The 20,557-nt window shown below is 55.1% G+C and carries 22 protein-coding genes; 10 read left to right on the top strand and 12 right to left on the bottom strand.

What is annotated here, in order from left to right:
* The first annotated feature begins 134 nt into the window (after nt 1–134).
* The 5 genes from SKTS_RS03955 (at nt 135) to SKTS_RS03935 (ending at nt 5,916) form a co-directional block, all read left to right on the top strand.
* The gene (locus tag SKTS_RS03955) at nt 135–1,346 is read left to right on the top strand and encodes a tyrosine-type recombinase/integrase (protein ID WP_173060654.1); all 1,212 of its coding nucleotides are present in this window, start codon (nt 135–137) and stop codon (nt 1,344–1,346) included.
* Between the two features lie 174 nt (nt 1,347–1,520).
* Nucleotides 1,521–3,503, top strand: a complete 1,983-nt coding sequence (locus SKTS_RS03950) for a hypothetical protein (protein ID WP_173060651.1) — start codon at nt 1,521–1,523, stop codon at nt 3,501–3,503.
* Between the two features lie 801 nt (nt 3,504–4,304).
* Nucleotides 4,305–4,829: a hypothetical protein gene (locus SKTS_RS03945; protein ID WP_173060648.1), complete on the top strand. Its 525-nt coding sequence runs from the start codon at nt 4,305–4,307 to the stop codon at nt 4,827–4,829.
* Nucleotides 4,830–4,937: 108 nt separating this feature from the next.
* The gene (locus SKTS_RS03940) at nt 4,938–5,483 is read left to right on the top strand and encodes a hypothetical protein (RefSeq protein ID WP_173060645.1); all 546 of its coding nucleotides are present in this window, start codon (nt 4,938–4,940) and stop codon (nt 5,481–5,483) included.
* 85 nt (nt 5,484–5,568) lie between these two features.
* On the top strand, nt 5,569–5,916 hold the full coding sequence (locus SKTS_RS03935; protein WP_173060642.1) for a hypothetical protein: 348 nt from the start codon (nt 5,569–5,571) through the stop codon (nt 5,914–5,916).
* Nucleotides 5,917–5,933: 17 nt separating this feature from the next.
* Here SKTS_RS03935 and SKTS_RS03930 read toward each other — a convergent pair whose 3' ends face one another.
* The gene (locus tag SKTS_RS03930) at nt 5,934–6,242 is read right to left on the bottom strand and encodes a hypothetical protein (protein ID WP_173060640.1); all 309 of its coding nucleotides are present in this window, start codon (nt 6,240–6,242) and stop codon (nt 5,934–5,936) included.
* A 132-nt stretch (nt 6,243–6,374) separates the two neighbouring features.
* Between SKTS_RS03930 and SKTS_RS03925 the strand changes: the two genes are divergently transcribed.
* The 3 genes from SKTS_RS03925 to SKTS_RS03915 all read left to right on the top strand — a co-directional run bounded on the left by SKTS_RS03925 (nt 6,375) and on the right by SKTS_RS03915 (nt 8,472).
* Complete coding sequence (locus SKTS_RS03925) at nt 6,375–6,896, top strand: hypothetical protein (protein WP_173060637.1); 522 nt, start codon at nt 6,375–6,377, stop codon at nt 6,894–6,896.
* Between the two features lie 140 nt (nt 6,897–7,036).
* Nucleotides 7,037–7,270 carry a hypothetical protein gene (locus SKTS_RS03920; RefSeq protein WP_173060634.1) on the top strand — a complete coding sequence of 78 codons (234 nt, stop codon included), beginning with the start codon at nt 7,037–7,039 and terminating at the stop codon, nt 7,268–7,270.
* A 17-nt stretch (nt 7,271–7,287) separates the two neighbouring features.
* The gene (locus SKTS_RS03915) at nt 7,288–8,472 is read left to right on the top strand and encodes a BaiN/RdsA family NAD(P)/FAD-dependent oxidoreductase (RefSeq protein ID WP_280513682.1); all 1,185 of its coding nucleotides are present in this window, start codon (nt 7,288–7,290) and stop codon (nt 8,470–8,472) included.
* A gap of 3 nt (nt 8,473–8,475) precedes the next feature.
* Here the strand turns inward: SKTS_RS03915 and SKTS_RS03910 are convergent, their stop codons facing one another.
* Together SKTS_RS03910 and tsaE are read right to left on the bottom strand one after the other, a co-directional pair.
* Nucleotides 8,476–9,861, bottom strand: a complete 1,386-nt coding sequence (locus SKTS_RS03910; RefSeq protein ID WP_173060628.1) for an N-acetylmuramoyl-L-alanine amidase — start codon at nt 9,859–9,861, stop codon at nt 8,476–8,478.
* Nucleotides 9,862–9,869: 8 nt separating this feature from the next.
* Entirely contained in the window at nt 9,870–10,340 is a 471-nt protein-coding gene (gene tsaE / locus SKTS_RS03905) for a tRNA (adenosine(37)-N6)-threonylcarbamoyltransferase complex ATPase subunit type 1 TsaE (RefSeq protein ID WP_173060625.1), read from the bottom strand.
* 41 nt (nt 10,341–10,381) lie between these two features.
* On the opposite strand from tsaE, the gene queG reads away from it, so the two are divergent.
* Both queG and fnr read left to right on the top strand, forming a co-directional pair.
* Nucleotides 10,382–11,434 carry a tRNA epoxyqueuosine(34) reductase QueG gene (gene queG, locus SKTS_RS03900; RefSeq protein WP_173060622.1) on the top strand — a complete coding sequence of 351 codons (1,053 nt, stop codon included), beginning with the start codon at nt 10,382–10,384 and terminating at the stop codon, nt 11,432–11,434.
* Between the two features lie 23 nt (nt 11,435–11,457).
* Nucleotides 11,458–12,240, top strand: a complete 783-nt coding sequence (fnr, locus tag SKTS_RS03895; RefSeq protein ID WP_173060619.1) for a fumarate/nitrate reduction transcriptional regulator Fnr — start codon at nt 11,458–11,460, stop codon at nt 12,238–12,240.
* A gap of 17 nt (nt 12,241–12,257) precedes the next feature.
* On the opposite strand, the gene SKTS_RS03890 is transcribed toward fnr, so the two are convergent.
* The 9 genes from SKTS_RS03890 to SKTS_RS03850 all read right to left on the bottom strand — a co-directional run bounded on the left by SKTS_RS03890 (nt 12,258) and on the right by SKTS_RS03850 (nt 20,536).
* Nucleotides 12,258–12,395 (bottom strand): DUF3149 domain-containing protein, encoded by a 138-nt coding sequence (locus tag SKTS_RS03890; RefSeq protein WP_173060616.1) that lies wholly within the window; start codon nt 12,393–12,395, stop codon nt 12,258–12,260.
* Between the two features lie 29 nt (nt 12,396–12,424).
* Nucleotides 12,425–12,937: a FixH family protein gene (locus SKTS_RS03885; RefSeq protein WP_173060613.1), complete on the bottom strand. Its 513-nt coding sequence runs from the start codon at nt 12,935–12,937 to the stop codon at nt 12,425–12,427.
* A gap of 2 nt (nt 12,938–12,939) precedes the next feature.
* Nucleotides 12,940–14,367 carry a cytochrome c oxidase accessory protein CcoG gene (gene ccoG / locus SKTS_RS03880; RefSeq protein WP_173060610.1) on the bottom strand — a complete coding sequence of 476 codons (1,428 nt, stop codon included), beginning with the start codon at nt 14,365–14,367 and terminating at the stop codon, nt 12,940–12,942.
* A 146-nt stretch (nt 14,368–14,513) separates the two neighbouring features.
* A complete protein-coding gene (ccoP, locus tag SKTS_RS03875) occupies nt 14,514–15,413 on the bottom strand; it encodes a cytochrome-c oxidase, cbb3-type subunit III (protein WP_173060607.1) in 900 nt (299 codons plus the stop codon).
* An 11-nt stretch (nt 15,414–15,424) separates the two neighbouring features.
* Complete coding sequence (locus tag SKTS_RS03870) at nt 15,425–15,610, bottom strand: cbb3-type cytochrome oxidase subunit 3 (RefSeq protein WP_173060604.1); 186 nt, start codon at nt 15,608–15,610, stop codon at nt 15,425–15,427.
* A 3-nt stretch (nt 15,611–15,613) separates the two neighbouring features.
* Nucleotides 15,614–16,234 carry a cytochrome-c oxidase, cbb3-type subunit II gene (ccoO, locus tag SKTS_RS03865; protein WP_173060601.1) on the bottom strand — a complete coding sequence of 207 codons (621 nt, stop codon included), beginning with the start codon at nt 16,232–16,234 and terminating at the stop codon, nt 15,614–15,616.
* 22 nt (nt 16,235–16,256) lie between these two features.
* Entirely contained in the window at nt 16,257–17,690 is a 1,434-nt protein-coding gene (gene ccoN, locus SKTS_RS03860) for a cytochrome-c oxidase, cbb3-type subunit I (RefSeq protein ID WP_173060598.1), read from the bottom strand.
* 164 nt (nt 17,691–17,854) lie between these two features.
* Nucleotides 17,855–18,037, bottom strand: a complete 183-nt coding sequence (gene ccoS, locus SKTS_RS03855; protein WP_173060595.1) for a cbb3-type cytochrome oxidase assembly protein CcoS — start codon at nt 18,035–18,037, stop codon at nt 17,855–17,857.
* A gap of 3 nt (nt 18,038–18,040) precedes the next feature.
* Complete coding sequence (locus tag SKTS_RS03850; RefSeq protein WP_173060592.1) at nt 18,041–20,536, bottom strand: heavy metal translocating P-type ATPase; 2,496 nt, start codon at nt 20,534–20,536, stop codon at nt 18,041–18,043.
* Nucleotides 20,537–20,557: the final 21 nt, after the last annotated feature.

Raw genomic sequence — 20,557 nt, 5'->3', positions numbered from 1 at the left:
CATGTTTAAACGCATTGCGGGTTTTTTGTTGCCCTGATATATCACTAGACATACCGTCGCATAACTTGACATACCGTAATTGTTGGCGGTACTTTTGACGGTATTCGAACATACCGTCAGGGGAGATACCGTCAATGGGATTAACCGCGATTGAAATTAAGAACGCAAAACCGGTGGACAAGCCCTATAAGCTAGCCGCTGGCAAAGGGCTCTATCTCCTGGTCAACCAGACCGGCAAATACTGGCGCATGGACTATCGTTTCGCTGGGAAGCGTAAGACCTTGGCGCTAGGCGTCTATCCTGAAATTTCGCTGGCATTGGCCAACGAAAAACGAGACCTGGCCAGGAAAAAGCTGACTGACGGCATTGACCCGTCAGATGAGCGGAAGGCCATCAAACTATCTCGTCAGAACAGCGAGTGCAATAGTTTTGAAGTAGTGGCGCGTGAATGGTTCGCCAAATACTCTGTGACTTGGGCCTCGAATCATGGTGACCGCATTATTCGCCGCCTGGAGCGTGACGTTTTCCCATGGCTTGGCGCAAAACCCGTCTCTGAGATCAGCGCCCCCGAACTGCTCGCCACAATTCGACGAATTGAAAACAGGGGGGCACTGGAAACAGCTCACCGCGCTCTCGGCAATTGCGGCCAGGTGTTTCGCTATGCCATTGCCACGGGAAGGGCATCAAGGGATCTTTCCAGCGACTTAAGAGGGGCTTTGCCACCCGCACGCGAGACACACCACGCCGCCATCACCGACCCCCAGGCCATCGGCGGTTTATTGCGTGCGATTGAAGGCTATCAAGGATCATTCCTGACGAAGTGCGCTCTGCGCCTGGCTCCGTTGCTATTCGTTCGCCCTGGTGAACTGAGACAGGCCGAATGGAATGAAATTGATCTGGAACGAGCAGAGTGGAACATACCAGCCGAAAAAATGAAAATGAAGCAATCCCACCTAGTCCCGCTATCCGCCCAAGCTTTGGAAGTATTGCTGGAATTGAAAGCCATGACCGGAGTCGGCAGATATGTATTTCCTGGCGCCAGAACAAACGGCCGCCCCATGAGTGAAAATGCGGTTCTTGCCGCACTACGCCGCATGGGCTATGAAAAAAACGAAATGAGTGGCCACGGATTCAGAGCGATGGCCAGAACCATTCTTGACGAAGTGCTAGGAGTACGACCAGACTTCATCGAACACCAACTAGCCCACGCTGTTCGCGATCCGAATGGACGCGCGTACAACCGGACAGCACATCTTGCCGAGCGTCGGAAGATGATGCAGCAGTGGGCGGACTATCTTGACGAATTGAGGACAGGAGCGGTTATTGTGCCACTTTGTGCGGCCTAGACTGCTAGAAACGCATTGATACGATAGGATCAAATGGAAAAATCTGCTGCACTAGCCACATCGATAATTGCACTTCTTGGGGGATTACTCGGCGTTTTTATTGGCCAGAGAATGAGCGCCACCACAGAATCCGACAAATTGGTACGAGGGAATCTGGAACGCGGGAGAGCGGAAATGAACGAGCAATGGCCAAGCGAGCGCCACGCCGAAAAACGAGAAATCTTTGCAGATTCCTCGTTCAAAACTGCGCAAGATTTTCTCAGCCTCCTGAATGCGCTCCCTCTCGGTCTACCCAAGGCTTTCGATGACATCGTGAGCTGGATAATGGAACAGGATGGCGACCTTTCTGAACTGGAACAACGCACAGCTCAACTTGCCGACGAAATAGCGCCGACAATCCCAGATGGCAAAACCATGCTGATGACGCTCGCCTGTGGGGCAGCACTCGAACGCACGCCCTCGCTGCGAACCTGGACGAAAATCAATGCATTCAAATACAACTCATGGCAGCTTGCGCGTTGGCTGAGCGAAGCCATGACGGCTTATGCCGAGATGAATCCCTCTGCATGCAATGCCTATGTCGAGCTTGCGAAAGAAGCTTTTGCCGCCTTGGATAATTTCACACTGAAATCCCAATCCGCCCGCACCAACGAAGAGCGTTCGGGGGCATGGGCATACTGGAACAATCGCCAGGACAGGCTTGAAGAAATATGGTGGGGCTTGCGCGGCTGGTCTGGCTTCATGAACTACGAAGAAGAGCTTCCGCTATTTCAGGTGTTCTACAAACTGAATCCGGACGTGTTCATTCGAACAATATCGAGATCAGCTAACCCTTACTTGGTCAGTGCATTGTTATTCGTGGCAGGCATAGGCGCATTCTCTCCACGATTCTCAGAATGGAAACGAATGATTGCCGCTGCTCCCGCCGCTTTCGAGGACGGAGGCAAATGGAATAGCTCTGTCCTGATGCCGCTGCTTCTGGTCGAGGCACGCAACCAGTTGTTGCAGGTACCGCAGAACCGCCGCAATCTAGACCTCACTCCCGGCGAGCGTGATGAGATTAAACAGGAAATAACCAGCACTGCCGAACTCATCGTAACCGCTTTGGCTGCCCGCCAAGATGCCTCCACCACTTTTGCCCGCTGGACGCCCTGGCTGATGCGGCAAATCCTGGGGCAGACCGCAAAGGAAATCGCCGATGTGAAGTCTGCGGCATTAGCCGATGATGCCTTGATTGATGTGATTGGCCGCAAGCTGGGAGATAGTCCATTACCTCAAACAAGTCCTGGCGACGCGCCCTTATGGGAGGCTTGGTGCTACCGCTGCGCACTGGCTTCCTTTGCCTATAACGGGCATATCCAGGCACCGGCTTGGGAGGGTTTTGGAGATGAATGGCGTCTTTCGCCTGAAGATTGGGGCGGAGATAAAGGACGGCTTTTACGCGAGCACGCCAGTCTGATTACCACCCTGAACAAAGAAATTCCGGGCGTTGCCGCGAACTTACTGGCTTATCCAATTGCGCAATCTCTCTCTCCTGCGGAAGTGTGGATCGGCCTATGGAATGACGCCAACACCTTACGCGAAATTGTGGAGTTCGGCGATTCGGATGCAGTCGAAGACGAATACAGCTCGCGCTCGGAGGCCGGGCGGCTGTTGCTCTTGCTCTTCCGTATCGGCCTGGCAATCTTCGATCAAGGCGCAGCCCGCAGTTCCGACAACAATTCGCTTGAAGCCAGATCGCTTGCCCGCCTGTTTAAGGAACTCAATTCCGCAACTTGTGAAATGCGAGAAATCGACAGCACATTGAACCATGATGAGTGGTTCTCGGTTGTCCAACACTTGGCGGTCAGAAGAATGATTTGGGAGAACCCCTCTGGTATCGAAAGTGCATCAATGAATTTCCAGGTATTCAAAGCTAACGATGCCCCGACTGTGTCCGACATTCTTTCCGACGCCAAAGGCAACGTGATCGAACTGGTCGGCATCCTGCAATCCCTCTCGCTCAACAGCCCGGATGCCTCAAGGTTGAAAACCTATCTCAATTTGGCATCAATCGATTTGTCCAACATCGTGCACTCGATCAGGACCCTGAATCAATACCATCCACGGAAGTACCCTATTGATGAGGCTCAACTGCAAAAGCTAGGAACTCATTGATATGTTTGCTGACGGGCGACACGCGTTAATTTGGGACAGTGTTAAATAGAATGGATTCGCAATTTCTCCGCCCGCGAACCGGCGGGATGAGTTGCCGCCATAGGAGGGAATACCGATAGCAGCAATGGCTGACGAGCGGTCAATCGGTAGCCAGGTGTGGCAGACCGCTTGGAGGCGAATCCGGCTGTAGCCTGATGGGTGAAGCTGCTATACAGAACGATCTCCGACTTTACGGCCGGTTACCGCTACATTGCGGCCCGAGACGCATGCACATCCGAATGGCAGCAGTGGCCGAACAAGAGAAGGCTGGCACTCCCTGCAACAAAGTCATACACACTATCCACTCGCCTCCCAACGAACTTATTTGACGGTATTTATGACGGTATTTATGAATTTAACTTACATTCAACCAGCCTGTTTAAGCCATATATATGGATATATGCGATTCCCGCCGCCCCACCAAAATCGAAACAAAAGGCCACCCATGCGGTGGCCTTTTGTTTTGCCGCACGATGAAAACAGGAGGTGTGCCACGAGATTAAATTTGATGAGAACCTCTCGACTTGGCACCCAAAAGGTTGACCGGAATCTTCCAAATAGAAAAGGCCTCGGGTAGCATTGCCCGCTCAGTCCGTAATGCTTCGTGTTAAAGCAAATAAGAGATGATTTCCGACAACACCAATAACAACACGCAGGATCCCCATGTTGCCTTACAAGTTGACCTCAACAATCGTATTGCTCGCTCTCACCGCCTGCACCCCCCACTATCCGCTCGGCATCCCAGAAGAACAATGGCAAGCCATGAGTACAGCGCAGCGGCTGCAAGCCCAGGAAAAACAGGCCGAGCTGAAGCGGGCCGAGGCCGAACGTCAAGCCGCCGAAGCACGTGCCCGCGTAGCAGAGGCTGAGCGGCAACGCGCCGAACTGGAAACACGGCGTCAAGAGGCGCGCTACGGCGAGCGCGTGCAATGCATCTTGTCGAACGCCGAGGCCTATCTGGGTGGAAAATGGCGCACTATCGAACCAGTGGCATTGGATCTGGTGCAAGGCATGGAGATATCTTTCAACCTGACCGAGCCTTCCAGCCGAACAGTGAGCTATCGCACGCCGGCCTATGCATATTTCGACGGTCAGAGCGTCGGCCTGTGCCGCGATGACGATGACGATCGCCGCAACCCGAGCACGTGTGCCCGTGTGCTCGGAACCTTCGCCGACTACCGACGCGGCTTTGAGCAGCGCATCGAAACTTCGCGTTTTCTGCGCGGCAGAATGCGCTGCGACCTGGTGCCCGCACAGGATGTGCCGAGGCGGCACGATTACCGATAGGCGGACCAGCTACGCTGCCGGAAAACGAAGAAAAATCGACCATTTTATGGAACGCGCAATTTCTGCGCTGGGCCTAATTTCTTGCATTGGCTCGACTTTGGAAAGCATATGGAAAACTCAGCGGGTGTTGCGCTACTGGTTATCGGTCTTGTCTTGGGGCCTGGGTATTATGTGTACAGCCACTTTCTCAGCGGCAAGGCGGTATCAACGTATCCTCTGCCGGTGAAACACCAGGCAGCAGGCAATCACTTCGATCCGGTGCGAATCGAGCTTAGTCCCGACATGGGTAAAGTCGGATTGATACTCCGTTTTCAAGCCGAACACGGCCCTGTAACGACGCCAACAAAGATGCCGCGCAACTCATACCGGGCATTGTTAAAATCCGGGAACAAAACCATTTTTGACCAGCCGTTCATGCTGACATCCACCTCGCTAGAAAGCGAAGTGCTGCTGAATTTCCATGAGGCCATGCCGTTATTCCAGGCCAACACCAGTGACGCCTATCTCCTGGAAATCAGCCAGACAGGCGAAGCAGGCATGAACCTGATAAGTGCAGATGTTCAGGTCCGCCAGGGCGTCGTGGAACCCAACAACACCCTGTTAATGACGGGTTTTGGCTTGCTAGTGGCAGGCGTGGCAGTGCTGTTGTTTTAGAAGGCTATAGATCTCGGCCCACAAAAGCCGATCTTCATACATATCGGCATGGGTAGCCGCCGTTACATTACTTGAGATTACAACGATGAAATTTCACGACCTGGCCATTGGCCAACGCTTCGAGCTTGACGGCGCGGCTTATGTCAAAACCAGCCCGGTACTTGCCAGCAGGGAAGAGGGTGGGGAGAAAAAATTCCTGGCCCGCTACGCGGCGGTCCAGCCGCTGGGCGGCGCGGAGCAGCGCCCAGCAAAGAAAGCAGAAAGAATGCTGCTGGCGGAGGCGGTGCTTGCCGCTTTCAACACCTACCATGAACGCTGCCAGGAAGCACTGGAGCGCTTGGCCGAGGATATTCCTGGTGACGGACTGAAAGCAGCGATCAACGTTCTGGAGAATGAGCGGCACGGCTTTATCGACGCAGTCCTGAAGGGATAGCGCCGTGTTTTGACGAATCAGTTGACCCCGACCGAGCGGGCCTGGCAATCCTTCATGGTCGTAATTACGTCGCACATCCAGTGATGCGGCCCGCCGTCATGGCATATTTTCTGGGCGTTTTTCCATATCTGGTTGTTTTGCTTGCACTGGTTTTCCCAGTAGGCCGCGTGGAATTCCTCGGCGACTTTTTCATCGCTCAGGTCGCGCAAGAACTCGACGGTCCGCTCGGCCTCGGTTTTGGGCTTGCTGCTACAGCCGGACAACAGGAAAAGGACGATCATGGGTGCGAGGACCAATGCGGTGAACGACGGTGTCTTTTTCTGCATCTAATTTCCTTTCAAGTCTGTAAACGTATAATTGTGAATGTGGCGATTATGGTTGCTAAGCGCTCCATCAGCAAGGTCAGGCGGGTATTTTCGGGGAGTCGATCCATTCGCTCCGCCTTGCGTGTCCTGACAATGGCCGCTCTTATTCTTGAACTGGCCGCTTGTGCTGCCCCCCGCTACCAGTCCGCGTATCGCTACGAGCCGCCGACAGACATGGCAGGCCGCACTTGCCTGGAAGCTTGCACGCGCAAAATTGCCATATGCCGCGAGCAGTGCACTGCGACCAGTCAGGCTTGCCTGAAGAATCTGGCACCTCTGGTCGATGAACGCTACAACGCGGACATGAAGCGTTACGAGACGGAACTGGGTCGCTACCGCCGGGAAGTGCTGCAATATGACTTATATCTGTCGCTGAATTGGGGCTACCCCTACTCATGGCACCATGGTTTGTGGCCATATTCCCCTTGGGAGATGCCATACTACTCACCCCCTGTTCCGCCGGCGAAGCCCAGCAGGAGCGCAGAGTTCGAGCGTCTGAGAGGCGAGCGCTGCGATGTGGACTGCGGCTGCCAGTCCATCTATGACGCCTGTTTTCTGGCGTGCGGCGGCAAGAAGATTCCGGAGGTGAAATGCATAAGCAACTGCCCGCCGTAGCGGACCAGATTCGCCAGTCATTTTGATAAAGAAAATGAAGTGCAAAGCATGTACCATTTCACTTCAGACACTGCGGCCTGCGCACACCTGAAATTTTCCCAGCCGCCAAGCCAGGAATCGACAAAGAAAGTATCGACACCATGCCACCAACACGCTTCCGCCTGCCCGTCAGCGCCGTTTTTTTCGGCGTCCTCGGATTTATCACCCTCGCGGTCGGCATTTTTGCAATGACCGGACTGCTGCACAAAGTACACCCCCTGCTCAATGCCGATGGTGGCCTGGCGCTCGTGGTTACCGGTATCGCGCTGATCCTGTCCGGCGCGTTCCCGCTGGGGCTGGCGATGCTCGCCGCCGTACAAAGCTCCGCTGATTGAGTTCGTTCGATGTCGTCGTGATCGGAGCCGGCGCTGCCGGCATGATGTGTGCGGCACAAGCGGGCCAGCGCGGGCGGCGAGTGCTGCTGCTCGACCACGGGGAAAAACTCGCCGAGCGCATTCGCATTTCCGGCGGCGGCCGCTGCAACTTCACCAACCGTAGTGTTGGCGCAGAAAATTACCTGTCGCAAAATCCGCATTTTTGCCGCTCGGCGCTTGCCCGTTTCTCTCAGCACGACTTCATCAAGATGATCGAGCGACGCCGCATACCCTACCACGAACGCGAACACGGCCAGCTCTTCTGCGACGATTCAGCTCAGGACATCATCGATATGCTCAAGGACGCGTGCGATGCTGCCGGCGTGCAGTGGGCGATGCCCTGCGCCGTCCGGCAAGTCGCACGCATCGAAGACATGGAGGGCGTGCGTTTTTCTGTGGCCACGGAACGTGGCACCTTCCGCTGCCAATCACTGGTAGTCGCCAGCGGGGGACTTGCTGCGCCACTCATCGGAGCCAGCCCATTCGGCTACAAGCTTGCTGAACAATTCGGCCTGCCCGTGGTTGCCCCGAAACCGGCCCTGGTGCCGCTGGCGCTCGCGCCGGAAACGCTCGTTCCGCTCAAACCGCTGGCAGGCGCCACGCTCGACGCCGCAACCTGGTGCAATGGCGGATCGTTCCGCGAGAACGTTTTGCTCACGCACCGCGGCCTTTCCGGGCCGGCCATTCTGCAGATTTCCAGTTACTGGCAGATGCAGGAATACAGCGACGGCAAGAGGCAAGCGATCGAGATCGACCTGCTGCCCGACACCGATGCGTCGGCGTGGCTGACAGAGCACCGCAACAGCAAAGCACGGCTATCCAGCCTGCTGGCGGAACATCTGCCGCGCCGGTTCGCGCACGAATGGTGCGCGCTATTCGGCTGGGAGCGGCCGCTTAATGAACTCTCGAAGCGAGATATCAGCGCCGCTGCAGAGGCGCTCAAGGGGTGGGTTCTGATGCCATCCGGTACGCTGGGCTATGCCAAGGCAGAAGTGACGCTGGGAGGTATCGATACTAACGCGCTGTCGTCGAAGTCAATGGAGGCGATGACGGTGCCGGGGCTCTTTTTCATCGGCGAAGTGGTCGACGTCACCGGGTGGCTCGGCGGTTACAATTTCCAGTGGGCTTGGTCGTCAGGCTGGGTTGCCGGACAATTTGCCTGAAAATCAGAAGGCTCCGCTTGCAGCCAGGCGGGATTTCGCCAAGGGCGGGTTCTTGGAGAAGTAGCGCTTGATGCCGGACAAAATAGCCTTCGCCATTTTTTCCTGATAAGCATCGTCGGTCAGCCGGTTTTCCTCTTCAGGATTCGAGATGAATGCCGTTTCGACCAGGATGGAAGGAATATCGGGCGATTTGAGTACCGCAAACCCGGCCTGCTCCACCGCCCCCTTGTGCAGCGAGTTGATGCCACCCAGTTCGTTCAGCACGGCCTTACCCAGTTTCAGGCTGTCGTTGATGGTCGCGGTTTGCGACAAATCCAGCAGAGTGCGCGCCAAATAGGGGTCTTTCACGTCCAGATTGACGCCGCCGATGAGGTCAGCCTCGTTTTCCTTCTTCGCCAGCCAACGCGCGGCAGCAGATGTGGCGCCACGTTCCGATAACGCGAACACCGAGGAGCCACGCGCATCCGGACGGATGAAGGCATCGGCGTGGATGGATACGAACAAATCGGCGCTTACCTTACGCGCCTTCACCACCCGGCCTTGTAGCGGAATGAAGTAATCCCCGTCGCGAATCAGGACGCCGCGCATATTAGGCTCCGCGTCGACCACCGCTTTAAGCTGCCTGGCAATGGCCAGCGTGACGTCTTTTTCATGCGTCCCGCGCGCGCCCTGGGCACCGGGGTCCTCACCGCCATGACCCGCGTCGATGGCAATCGTGACCAGCCTTGTCACCTGCAACTCGGGTTTGCGTTTTTCGCCTTTAGGAGCCTTTTCCAGGCCGGCATTCGGGTTCTCTGCCTGAACGCTCTTGGGCTCTACCGGCTCTGATTTGGCAACCGGCACCGCAGCAGGCGTTGCCGCAGCTTTGTCACCTCCCTGATTTCCCAAATCCTGGCTGCCTTCTGCAGCCTGTCGCGGCGAATCCACAAGCGCCATCAAGGGGTCCAGCGGTTTGGCCGGGTAGATATCCACCACCAGTCTATTGCCGTATTCGCCGACCGGCGGCAACGTAAATACGGAAGACTTGACCTCGGTTTTGAGATCCAGCACCACGCGTACCACACCTGGCTTGAAACGCCCTACCCGCACTAATTTGATATATGGGTCATCCTCGCCGACCTTGGCAGAAAGGCCCGTCAGCGCTGCATTTGGCTCTATTCCTTCAAGGTCGAGGACCAGTCGCTCGGGGTCTTTAACGATGGATTGTGAAAACTTGATGAGGGAAGAAGTTTCCAGGGTAATGCGTGTATATTCCGCAGCAGGCCAGACCCGCGCAGCGGTTACCGTAACTGCCGCATTGGCAGTATTAACGGCAAGCAGCGCCAGCAGAAACGCCGCCCACAACGCTCCCAACCCGAGCAACGCAACCAGGCTGCGCCGTTCGGGCATTTCCACACTCAGGTGGCGCTTATGTTCTGAAGCCGGTTTAAACATTGCCTGCCTGCCTCCGATACTGCTTCCAGCTCTGCCTCGCGCCCGAAATCACGGATACCGAGGTGAATAATCACATCTGCCGGAGGCAAAAACCCCACTGCCTTCTCCGGCCACTCCACAAAACTTACCGTATGCGGATTGAAATATTCGCGGAACCCTGAGCTCTCCCACTCTTCTGGATCTGCGAATCTATACAAATCAAAGTGGTATAAGTTTAAACTAGAAACAACATAAGATTCAACTAAAGCGTAGGTCGGACTTTTCACTTTTCCCTGAAATCCCAGTCCGCGCAAGACAGACCGGACTAATGTCGTTTTACCGGCGCCAAGGTCCCCGACCAGATAGAAGACCAGCCCCGGATGCAGTACCATGGCCAATTCAAAGCCCAATCGTGCAGTGCTGTTTTCATCCGCGAGATATCGCGCAACTTTCATATCGGACTCTTGTGCAGGGTTTATTAACAGATTACGGCGCCTTGAGCGAAAAAATTAAGTCCTGGGGCAAGACATTAGGCTTCCAGGCTGTCGCCATCAGCGCCCCCGATCTCTCCAAGGCCGAAACAAGACTGCTGGAATGGCTGGAGCAGGACATGCACGGCGAAATGGATTACATGGCAAGCCATGGCATGAAGCGCAGCCGACCTGCTGAACTGGTACCAGGCACGCTTACCGTCATTAGCGCACGGATGGATTATCTGCCGCCGGATGCGCACGATAGCCTTGAAATCCTTGCCAGCCCCACCAAAGCCTTCATCTCGCGCTACGCTCTGGGGCGAGACTACCATAAAATCTTGCGCGCAAGACTGCAGAAACTTTCCGACAAAATCAGGGAAGAAATCGGCCCATTCGGTTACCGCGTCTTCAGCGACAGCGCTCCGGTGATGGAAGTCGAGTTGGCTGCCCAAGCCGGGCTCGGGTGGCGCGGCAAGCACAGCATGTTGTTATCGCGTGAACACGGTTCCTGGTTTTTCCTGGGTGAAATCTACACTGACCTCCCCTTGCCTCTTGACCCGCCACAAGGCGCGCATTGCGGCACTTGCTCTCGCTGCATCGAAGCCTGCCCCACCCAGGCCATCATCGCACCCTATCGGGTGGACGCACGACGCTGCATTTCCTACCTCACCATCGAGCACAAGGGTAGCATCCCTCTTCCGCTGAGATCGCTAATGGGAAACCGCATTTATGGCTGCGATGATTGCCAGCTGGTTTGTCCATGGAACCGCATTGCGCAAACAAGCACGGAAAAAGATTTTGAAGTACGCCACAGTTTGGATAGCATGGATCTAACCACCCTGCTGGCATGGAGCGAAGAAGAGTTTCGCGTCAAAACTGCTGGAAGCGCTATCCACCGAATCGGACATGAACGCTGGTTGCGCAATATTGCAGTCGCGCTGGGCAATGCTCCCACGACAAAGATCATCATAGAAGCCCTTAAAAAACTAGATAACCATAATTCCCTTCTCGTACGAGAACATGTTACTTGGGCTCTAGCGCAGCACGGCCAATCATGCGATGATTGCCGCACTTAAAGGAAAGTGACGCGACACATAAAATGCAACAGAAAGTCCATCAGCTGTTTGCCGATATTATTGATGTCCATTACCCCAAGAGTGCGTGCTCAGCTTGTGATCTGCGCGACCTCTGGTGCCTCCCGATTGGCCTCAAGAGCGAAGAGTTTCATCAGCTTGATAACATCATTAACCGTCGCAAGCGGATTAAGCGTGGTGAACATCTATATCGCGTCGGGGATGTCTTCCGCTCTCTTTATGCTCTGCGCACCGGCTTTTTCAAAACACTGTTCATCAGTGAGAACGGCCAGGAACACGTTACCGGTTTTCACATGACCGGGGAATTGCTGGGGCTTGACGCCATTTGCAACGACAACCACAGCTGTAACGCCATCGCGCTCGAAGACAGCGAAATTTGCGAAATACCTTTTTCTGCGCTTGAAAACCTGTGCCGCGAAATTCCCGCCTTGCAGAAGCAATTCCACAAGATAATGAGCCGTGAAATATCACGCGATCAAGGCCTGATGGTTTTGCTTTCGAGCATGAATGCGGATGAAAGACTAGCTGCATTCCTGCTCAACCTTTCCCAGCGCTTTGGCGCTCGCGGTTACTCTCCCCACCAGTTCCAACTGCGTATGACACGGGGGGAAATCGGCAGTTATCTTGGCCTCAAACTGGAAACCATCAGCCGCACGCTTTCAAAATTCCAGGAAGACGGTCTCATCAGCGTTCAAAACAAACACCTCGTCCTGAATGACCTGGCCAGACTAAAACGGATTACCGAGCGCACGCATACAAACGCGGCGCCCGGATCCGCTCAAACTTAAAAGTTTTAGGCCGGCACTTAATCGCCTTGATTGGGTTCGTTGATTTTTTTGTTGTACCACACGATAAAAAACACTGCCATCACGAGGATGAACCCAATCGTGAACATGCTGAGCAGGCCAATATCAGTCGAAAATAACGTTTGCATCAAGTCCATTTCCTCTTCTCCTCTTGTCGTTAGTAAAACTATCCCTTTGAATCCAGTGCCACTGAGTGGTCCTTGGGCACATGCCAGGTTCCGGTCAACCGCCATTTCTTCTCGGTATCTTCCAGAACCAGATGCCAACGAGCGGGGCCCAATGACTTGAGTGCCCCCTCGTAATAGCCTTCACCTCGCTGGGTTAGGTCAACCACCTGATCCATACCGGCACGGGTGGGGTGAAGCAATTTTAGCCGCAGGTGCTGAGGCAACGTGCCTGACTGCCCCCCCTGAAGCATTAAACGCAGGTGTGTCGGATCGTCTCCAACCATCAACTGCGCCTTGATGTTAAGCGTCTTAGCCGCCTTGTCGCGATCGAGAGTCCGGTTGATAGCCAGCCCGTCTTTGTAATAATCATCATCTACCAAGCCATCTTGCGTAGTAATCGCCAACCACGCGTAAAACAGCCCAAAGATTACCGCCGCCGCCGGAAGAGCCATCAATATCCATGGCCAGGGTTCGCGGTACCAAGGTTTGATGTTTTCAGTCAGAGCATTCATATCTACCTCACAAGAAAACTAGTTTTTTCGTTGGCGCTTATATCTGGATTATCGACATCCTGAATTTTGATATGCACCGGAATCGATCCCGTCTTCAGGTTCTCTGGATCGGCAATCAGGCTCATGGATACGACGCGAGTAGATGCAGGCTCAACTAACAGTGGCTGCGCCTCATTCGTTGTAACCTTGAGGTCGTTCATGCCTGAGGCTGACAGCGTATAACGGTGCGCTTTTTCATCCATGTTGATGATCTGCATGCGATAAACGTTCTCCAGCAAGCCATCATCGGTTTCCCGCACCAGATTGGTACGATCGCGAATGATGTTGGCCTTGAGTGGTTCACGCATATATATCGCCACACCCAGCGCAATGGCAATCGCCGTAAGGATGGCGGTATAAAGCAGCACGCGGGGGCGAAACACGTGAGCCGTCATGCTACGTTCCGGGAATTTGCCCAGCATCACGTTTTCCGTCGAATAACGGATCAGCCCGCGCGGATAAGACATTTTATCCATGACCTGGTTGCAGGCATCGATACAGGCTGCGCATCCAATGCATTCATACTGCAAACCCTTGCGTATGTCGATGCCGGTTGGGCAAACCTGGACGCAAATACCGCAATCCACGCAATCACCTTTACCCTCGGCACGGTAATCCGCGTTCTTGTTGCGCTGTCCGCGCGGTTCACCTCGGTTGCCATCATAGGTAATGATGAGCGTATCGGGGTCGAACATCACGCTCTGGAAACGCGCATAAGGACACATATATAGGCAAACCTGTTCGCGCATGTGCCCCGCAAAGCCATAGGTGGTAAATCCATAGAAAAACACCCAGAACGTTTCCCACGGCCCCATGGAAAACGAAGCAAACTCATGTGCCAGATCCCTGATAGGCGTAAAGAAGCCTACAAAGGTAAATCCGGTCCACAATGCCACGGCAAACCATGCCGCGTGCTTGGCAAGTTTTAGCCTGATTTTTCGTGCGTTCCAAGGCGATTTCGCAAGTTTGATCTGCTGTGCACGATCGCCCTCGATGGCGCGCTCGATCCACATAAAAATCTCGGTGTAAACCGTTTGCGGACACGCGTAGCCGCACCAGATACGCCCTGCCACGGCGGTAAACAGGAACAGTGCCAATGCCGCAATGACCAGCACGCCGGTTAGGTAAACGAAATCCTGGGGAAAGAATATATAGCCAAATACGTAGAACTTCCGATGCACCAGATCGAACAGCATCATCGGTCGATCGTTCCAGATCAGCCAGGGAAAAACGTAGAAAACGAACTGGGTAAGCGCTACACCCAAAATTCGCAAATTTGCAAAAATACCCGTTACAGAACGTGCATAAATATTTTTGCGAGCTTCATAGAGGTCTTTTGCTTCAACCGGCTCTTCAACTTTACCGGCTACTTTTCCATCCGACTGGTTCAATTAACACTCCCAATTATCTACGAGCAGAAATGTCGCGTCCCCCAGTCCTTACGCGAGCCACAAAACCATTTTGTGATGAGTTGAAACGGGCGGAATCCTTACAAACTCCGCCCGCTCCTTTATTACTTTTTTATTATTTTACTACTTTATTTCCCTTCGGACAGGCTATATACGTAAGCTGCCAGCAGATGGATTTTGGCCTCGCCAAGGAAATCCTTCCACGAAGGCATTACGCCGTTGCGACCCTTGCTGATGGTTTCGATCACCTTCGCTTCGGTGCCGCCGTACAACCAGACATTATCAGTCAGGTTGGGCGCGCCAAGGGCCGGGTTGCCAGTAGCGGTCGGCATATGGCATGCAACGCAGTTCTGCTCGAACTTGGGCTTACCAGCAGCTGCCAGATTGGCATCATGCTTGTGGCCGGACAAGGAGAGTACGTAGTTGGCAACTTCCTTTACGCCCTGATCGCCTAGTACCGGCGCCCAAGGAGGCATAACACCAGCACGGCCACCGGTAATGCTGGCCTCGATGGTTTCAGGAGCACCGCCATACAGCCAGTCTTTATCGGCCAGGTTGGGGAAGCCACGTGCGCCACCTGCGTCTGAACCATGGCACTGTGAACAGTAGGTCAGAAACAGCCTTTGACCCATTGCTCTGGCTTCCGGATCGGCAGCCACGGTCTTCAAATCCTGCTTCAGATACTTGTTGAAGATCGGATCGTACGTTTCCTTTGCAACCTTCATCTCGTCGTCATACTGGCCATGCGAACTCCAGCCAAGCATCCCCTGGAAAGTTCCCAAGCCGGGGAAGAGCGACAGATACACCAGTCCGAATACAACCGTGATGTAGAACAACCAACTCCACCATGCTGGCATCGGGTTATTCCATTCCTCCAGCGTTTCATCCCACTTATGTCCGGTGGTTTCCACCTTGGCATTGGTACGCTTGATACTCACAGCCCACAGAAACAACCCGCAGCCGAGTACGCTGGCCAGGGTAATCCCGGCGACCCACAGACTCCAAAAGTCGCTTACAAAATCACTCATCTTTATCTCCTTTAGTGTCCCGCCGCCTTGGGAGCGGATTTCACGTTCACCCGGCTGAATTCGTCATCTTCCATCAGCGATTGGGCTGCCTCGTCGAACGCCGCCTTGCGGCGTCCGCTGAAAGCCCAAGCCAAGATGCCGAGGAAAGTTATGAACGACACCACCGTCACGATTGATCTAAGATCGTTGATGTCCACGACTCACCTCGTGCTCTTGATTACTGTACCAAGACTCTGCAAGTAGGCGATCACGGCATCCAGTTCGGTCTTACCTGCAACTGCCTGCGCAGCACCGGCAATATCCGCGTCAGTATATGGAACGCCCAGAGCACGCAGCGTGCTCATGTGAGCGCCCAGATCGTCGCCTGCAACCGCGGTGTTCGCCAGCAAGGTGTAAGCCGGCATATTGGATTCCGGCACTACGTCGCGCGGGTTATTGAGGTGGGTACGGTGCCAGTCGTCGGAATAACGACCGCCAACACGGGCAAGGTCAGGACCAGTACGCTTGGAGCCCCACTGGAACGGGTGATCGTATACGAACTCGCCCGCAACAGAGTAGTGACCATAACGTTCAGTTTCAGCACGGAACGGACGCACCATCTGCGAGTGGCAGTTGTAGCACCCCTCGCGTTGGTAAATGTCCCGTCCCGCCAACTGCAGAGCAGTACGCGGCTTGAGGCCGGCCACCGGTTCCGTGGTGGATTTCTGGAAAAACAGCGGCAGAATTTCCACCATCATTGCCACGCTCACCACCAGTAGAATCAACACCATCATGAAACCGATGTTTTTTTCCAGTGATTCATGCCATGAATTTGCACTCATTATCTTATCTCCTTCCCTTTACTTAAGCGTGAGCGCCGGCAGGAGCGGGGATCGCCGCATCATCCACTGCCTTGGAGCCAGCCACAGTCTTGAATACGTTGTAGGCCATGATCAGCATTCCAACCAGGAACAAAGTGCCGCCAATCAAGCGAATCGTGTAGAACGGGTACACCACCTTGACTGCTTCTGCGAAGCTGTAGGTCAGCGTTCCGTCGGCGTTCACCGCGCGCCACATCAATCCCTGCATCACACCGGAAATCCACAGCGCGGCGATGTACAGCACCACACCGATCGTGGCAATCCAGAAATGGGTCGTGATCAGCTTGACGCTATACATCTGTTCGCGGCCAAACAGGCGCGGGATCAGGTAGTACAGGGAACCGATGGTCACCATCGCCACCCAACCCAGGGCGCCGGAGTGCACGTGACCCACGGTCCAGTCGGTATAGTGAGACAGCGCGTTCACGGTTTTGATGGACATCATCGGACCTTCGAAGGTAGACATACCGTAGAAGGACAGCGAGGTCACCAGGAACTTCAGGATAGGATCAGTACGCAGTTTGTGCCAGGCACCCGAGAGAGTCATGATGCCGTTGATCATGCCGCCCCAGGAAGGTGCCAGCAGAATCAGCGAGAAGATCATACCGATGGACTGGGTCCAGTCAGGCAACGCGGTGTAATGCAGATGGTGAGGACCGGCCCACATGTAGGTAAAGACCAGCGCCCAGAAGTGCACCACGGACAGGCGGTAGGAATATACCGGGCGCCCTGCCTGCTTGGGAACGAAGTAATACATCATGCCCAGGAAAGCGGTCGTCAGGAAGAAGCCCACGGCGTTGTGACCGTACCACCACTGAATCATTGCATCCTGCACGCCAGCATAGGCGGAATAGGACTTCATGCCCATGAAACTGACTGGCAACTCGGCATTATTGACGAGGTGAAGCAACGCGATGGTGATAATGAAGGCGCCAAAAAACCAGTTGGCCACATAAATATGCGTGGTTTTACGCTTCATGACGGTGCCGAAGAACACGATTGCATAGACCACCCAGACCACGGTAATCAAGATGTCAATCGGCCATTCCAGCTCGGCATACTCTTTGGAAGTGGTGTAACCCAGCGGCAGAGTAATTGCTGCCAGAAGAATCACCAGTTGCCATCCCCAGAAGGTGAATGCAGCCAAGCCATCAGAAAGCAAACGCGTATGACAAGTGCGCTGCACGATGTAGTACGAGGTCGCAAATAGACCAGAACCACCAAAAGCAAAAATCACCGCATTGGTATGCAGTGGACGCAGACGGCCATACGTCAGCCACGGCTCAAAATTTAATTCCGGCCAAATCAACTGCGAGGCGATGATCACCCCGACCAGCATGCCGACAATTCCCCACACCACCGTCATGATGGCGAATTGCCGCACAACCTTGTAGTTGTACGTGGTTTGCGCTTCCATATATTCCCTCCCTGATTACAAAAAGTCGCCTTAGGTAAAGTCTATTTCAGGACATTACTGTCCCAATATTAACTGAATCCTGTAAATGGAATTTTGCGCTAGATCAAACTTGATTCATTTTTCGCGACAAAATGTCGCGGCGATTTGCTCGCGAGGGAACGAATTTACTCTTCGTTCGGTTTATGTTCGGAAGGTTCGGTGCGCGCCCTGTCGTCGTCCATAAGAATACGGTGGGCAGGACCCTCCATATCATCGAACTGGCCATGTTTTACCGCCCAAAGGAAAATCCAGATGATGAAAAATATCAGGATCACGCTAATCGGGATGATTAAATAAAGTATTTCCACCGCTTATTTCCGTCCTTTGACAGCGTCCGGCTCGACCAGGCGCAATGCATTCAGAACCACCATGAGCGAACTGGCGGACATGCCAATCCCCGCCATCCAGGGGGTAACATAACCTAGCGCGGCAAGTGGAATAGCGATTAAATTATAGACGAATGCCCACGTCAGATTCTGGCGGATAATGCGGCTGGTTTTGACGGCGATATCCACGCCCGCGAGCAAGTGCGGCAATTGTTCCGAAAGCAGGATCATGTCGGCACTGGCACGCGCCACCTGAGTGCCGCCGCCCATGGCGACGGAGACTCCGGCTGCGGCAAGCACCGGCGCATCGTTCACCCCGTCGCCGACCATCGCCACCACAGCCCCGTCGCGCTGCAAGCCACGCACATAGTCCAGCTTCCCTTGCGGCGTCATGGCGGCACGCACCGTAGCGATACCAAGCTGCTGTGCAACCCGGTGCACAGCTTCTTCCTGATCGCCCGACAGGAGCACCACCGTCTTCCCGCGCAGCTGCAAACCATTAACCAGATACGCAGCATCAGGGCGCAGCGTATCCCCCAAGGCGAATAGCGCAAGCCATGCGTCTTCACTGCCCAAAGCCACCACCGTTGCACCTTCCGGGACTTGGAGCAGCGCATCCGGCAAAGGAGTACCGCACAGTTCAGCCACAAACGCAGGCCGCCCCAGGCGATAGCGCTGACCACCGATTTTTCCCTCGACCCCACTACCAGGCAAATTGGTGGTTTCCTCGACACTGAACTGATCGTTGCTGCCCGCCGCAGCAGTGGCAATGGCATTGGCAATAGCATGCTCAGAGGCCCGTTCCAGCGCCGCTGCCATAGCCAGGCAGCGCTCGCGGCCGACAGCGCCCAGCGCAACCGTTTCCAGCAAGTTCATCTTGCCGTAGGTCAGGGTGCCGGTCTTGTCGAAAACAAAGTGCGTGGCCTTGGCCAACGTTTCCAGTGCGTGGCCTCGTGTGGTTAGCAACCCCAGACGGGTCAGACTGCCCGTAGCCGCAGTTAGGGCAGCGGGAGTCGCCAAAGACAGGGCGCAGGGACAACTCACTACCAATACAGCAACGGTAATCCAGAAAGCCCGAGCCGGCTCGATGAAATACCATGCCACGCCTGTGCCGACGGCAATCAGCAGCAGGGCCAGCACAAACCAGCTGGCAACCCGGTCCGCCACCTGCGCCAACGCCGGTTTTTCAGCCAGTGCGCGATCAAGCAGGCGCACAATGCCGGACAGCACCGTGTCCTGCCCCAGACCTTCAATCCGCATAATCAGCGGGCTATCCACATTGATGGTACCCGCTATCAGCCGCCCTCCCGCATTTCTTGGCACCGGGCGGCTTTCACCGGTCAGCAGTGACTCATCCACCCGGCTGCTACCCTGCTCCACTACGCCGTCTGCCGGCACCGATTCGCCCGGACGAATCAGAAGATATTCTCCCAGACTCAAGCTGCTCACAGCCACCAGTTCATCGGACTGGGTGTTTGGATACGCGGGGAGGCGGCTTGCCATGGCCGGTTGCATCTTGACCAGTTTCTCGGCAGCATCTGCGGCCTTCCGCCTTGCGCCCATTTCAAGGAAGCGTCCGGAAAGGAGGAAAAACACGAACATGGTGATGGAGTCAAAATAAACTTCGCCCCCTCCCGTCAAGGTCGCATAGACACTGGCCATAAATGCGGCGCCGATGCCCAGCGCCACCGGCACATCCATGCCCGCCTGGCGCAGCTTCAGATCGCGCCAGGCGCCGAGGAAGAACGGCCAGGCCGAATAGCCGACCACTGGCAGCGTCAGGGTCAGGCTGGCCCAGCGCATTATGCTTTCGATCCAGGGCGGCATGGTGCCATCCCCGCCGGCGACGTAAGCCGGTATCGCGTACATCATCACCTGCATCATGCCGATGCCGGCGATGAACAGGCGCCGCAGCGCAGCCTGGCGCTCCTTGAGGAAAAGCTGTTCCTGGCGACCCGGGTCAAAAGGGTGGGCCGTGTAACCGATCGCCGCGACGGCGTGAAGGATTTCGGATAGCTTGATGCGCGAATTATCCCAGCGGACCCGCGCACGATGGGTGGAATAATTGATCTCAACCGACAGCACGCCTGGCAGCCCGGAAAGATGGTGTTCGTTAAGCCAGACGCAGGCGGCGCAGACAATGCCTTCCAGGATCAGGGAAGCCTCGCGGACCTCGCCGACCTCCTGGCGCACAAAACTTTTCTGCACCTCGGGAAGATCGTAAAGCTTTGCCTGACGCAACCACTCCGGCACCACATCCGCGGCATCCAGCGCAGCCGTGCCTGATTTTGCCGTGCGGTGACGGTAGTAATCCTCGAGGCCCCCATCCACAATTGCCTCGGCTACCGCCTGGCAGCCCCGGCAACACATTTCGCGTGAAACGGCTTCGATTACCACGGGGTAGTGGGAATTCTGAGGAATTGGCTGACCGCAGTGGAAACATTCCTGCGAGACACAGTCAGGTTTGGCTGTTGCATTCATAAGGCTTCGCATTGTAAGCGA

Source organism: Sulfurimicrobium lacus (assembly GCF_011764585.1).
Lineage (GTDB): Bacteria > Pseudomonadota > Gammaproteobacteria > Burkholderiales > Sulfuricellaceae > Sulfurimicrobium > Sulfurimicrobium lacus.
The sequence above is the reverse complement of the archived record's forward strand: the minus strand, read 5'-3'. Positions and strand labels throughout refer to the sequence as shown.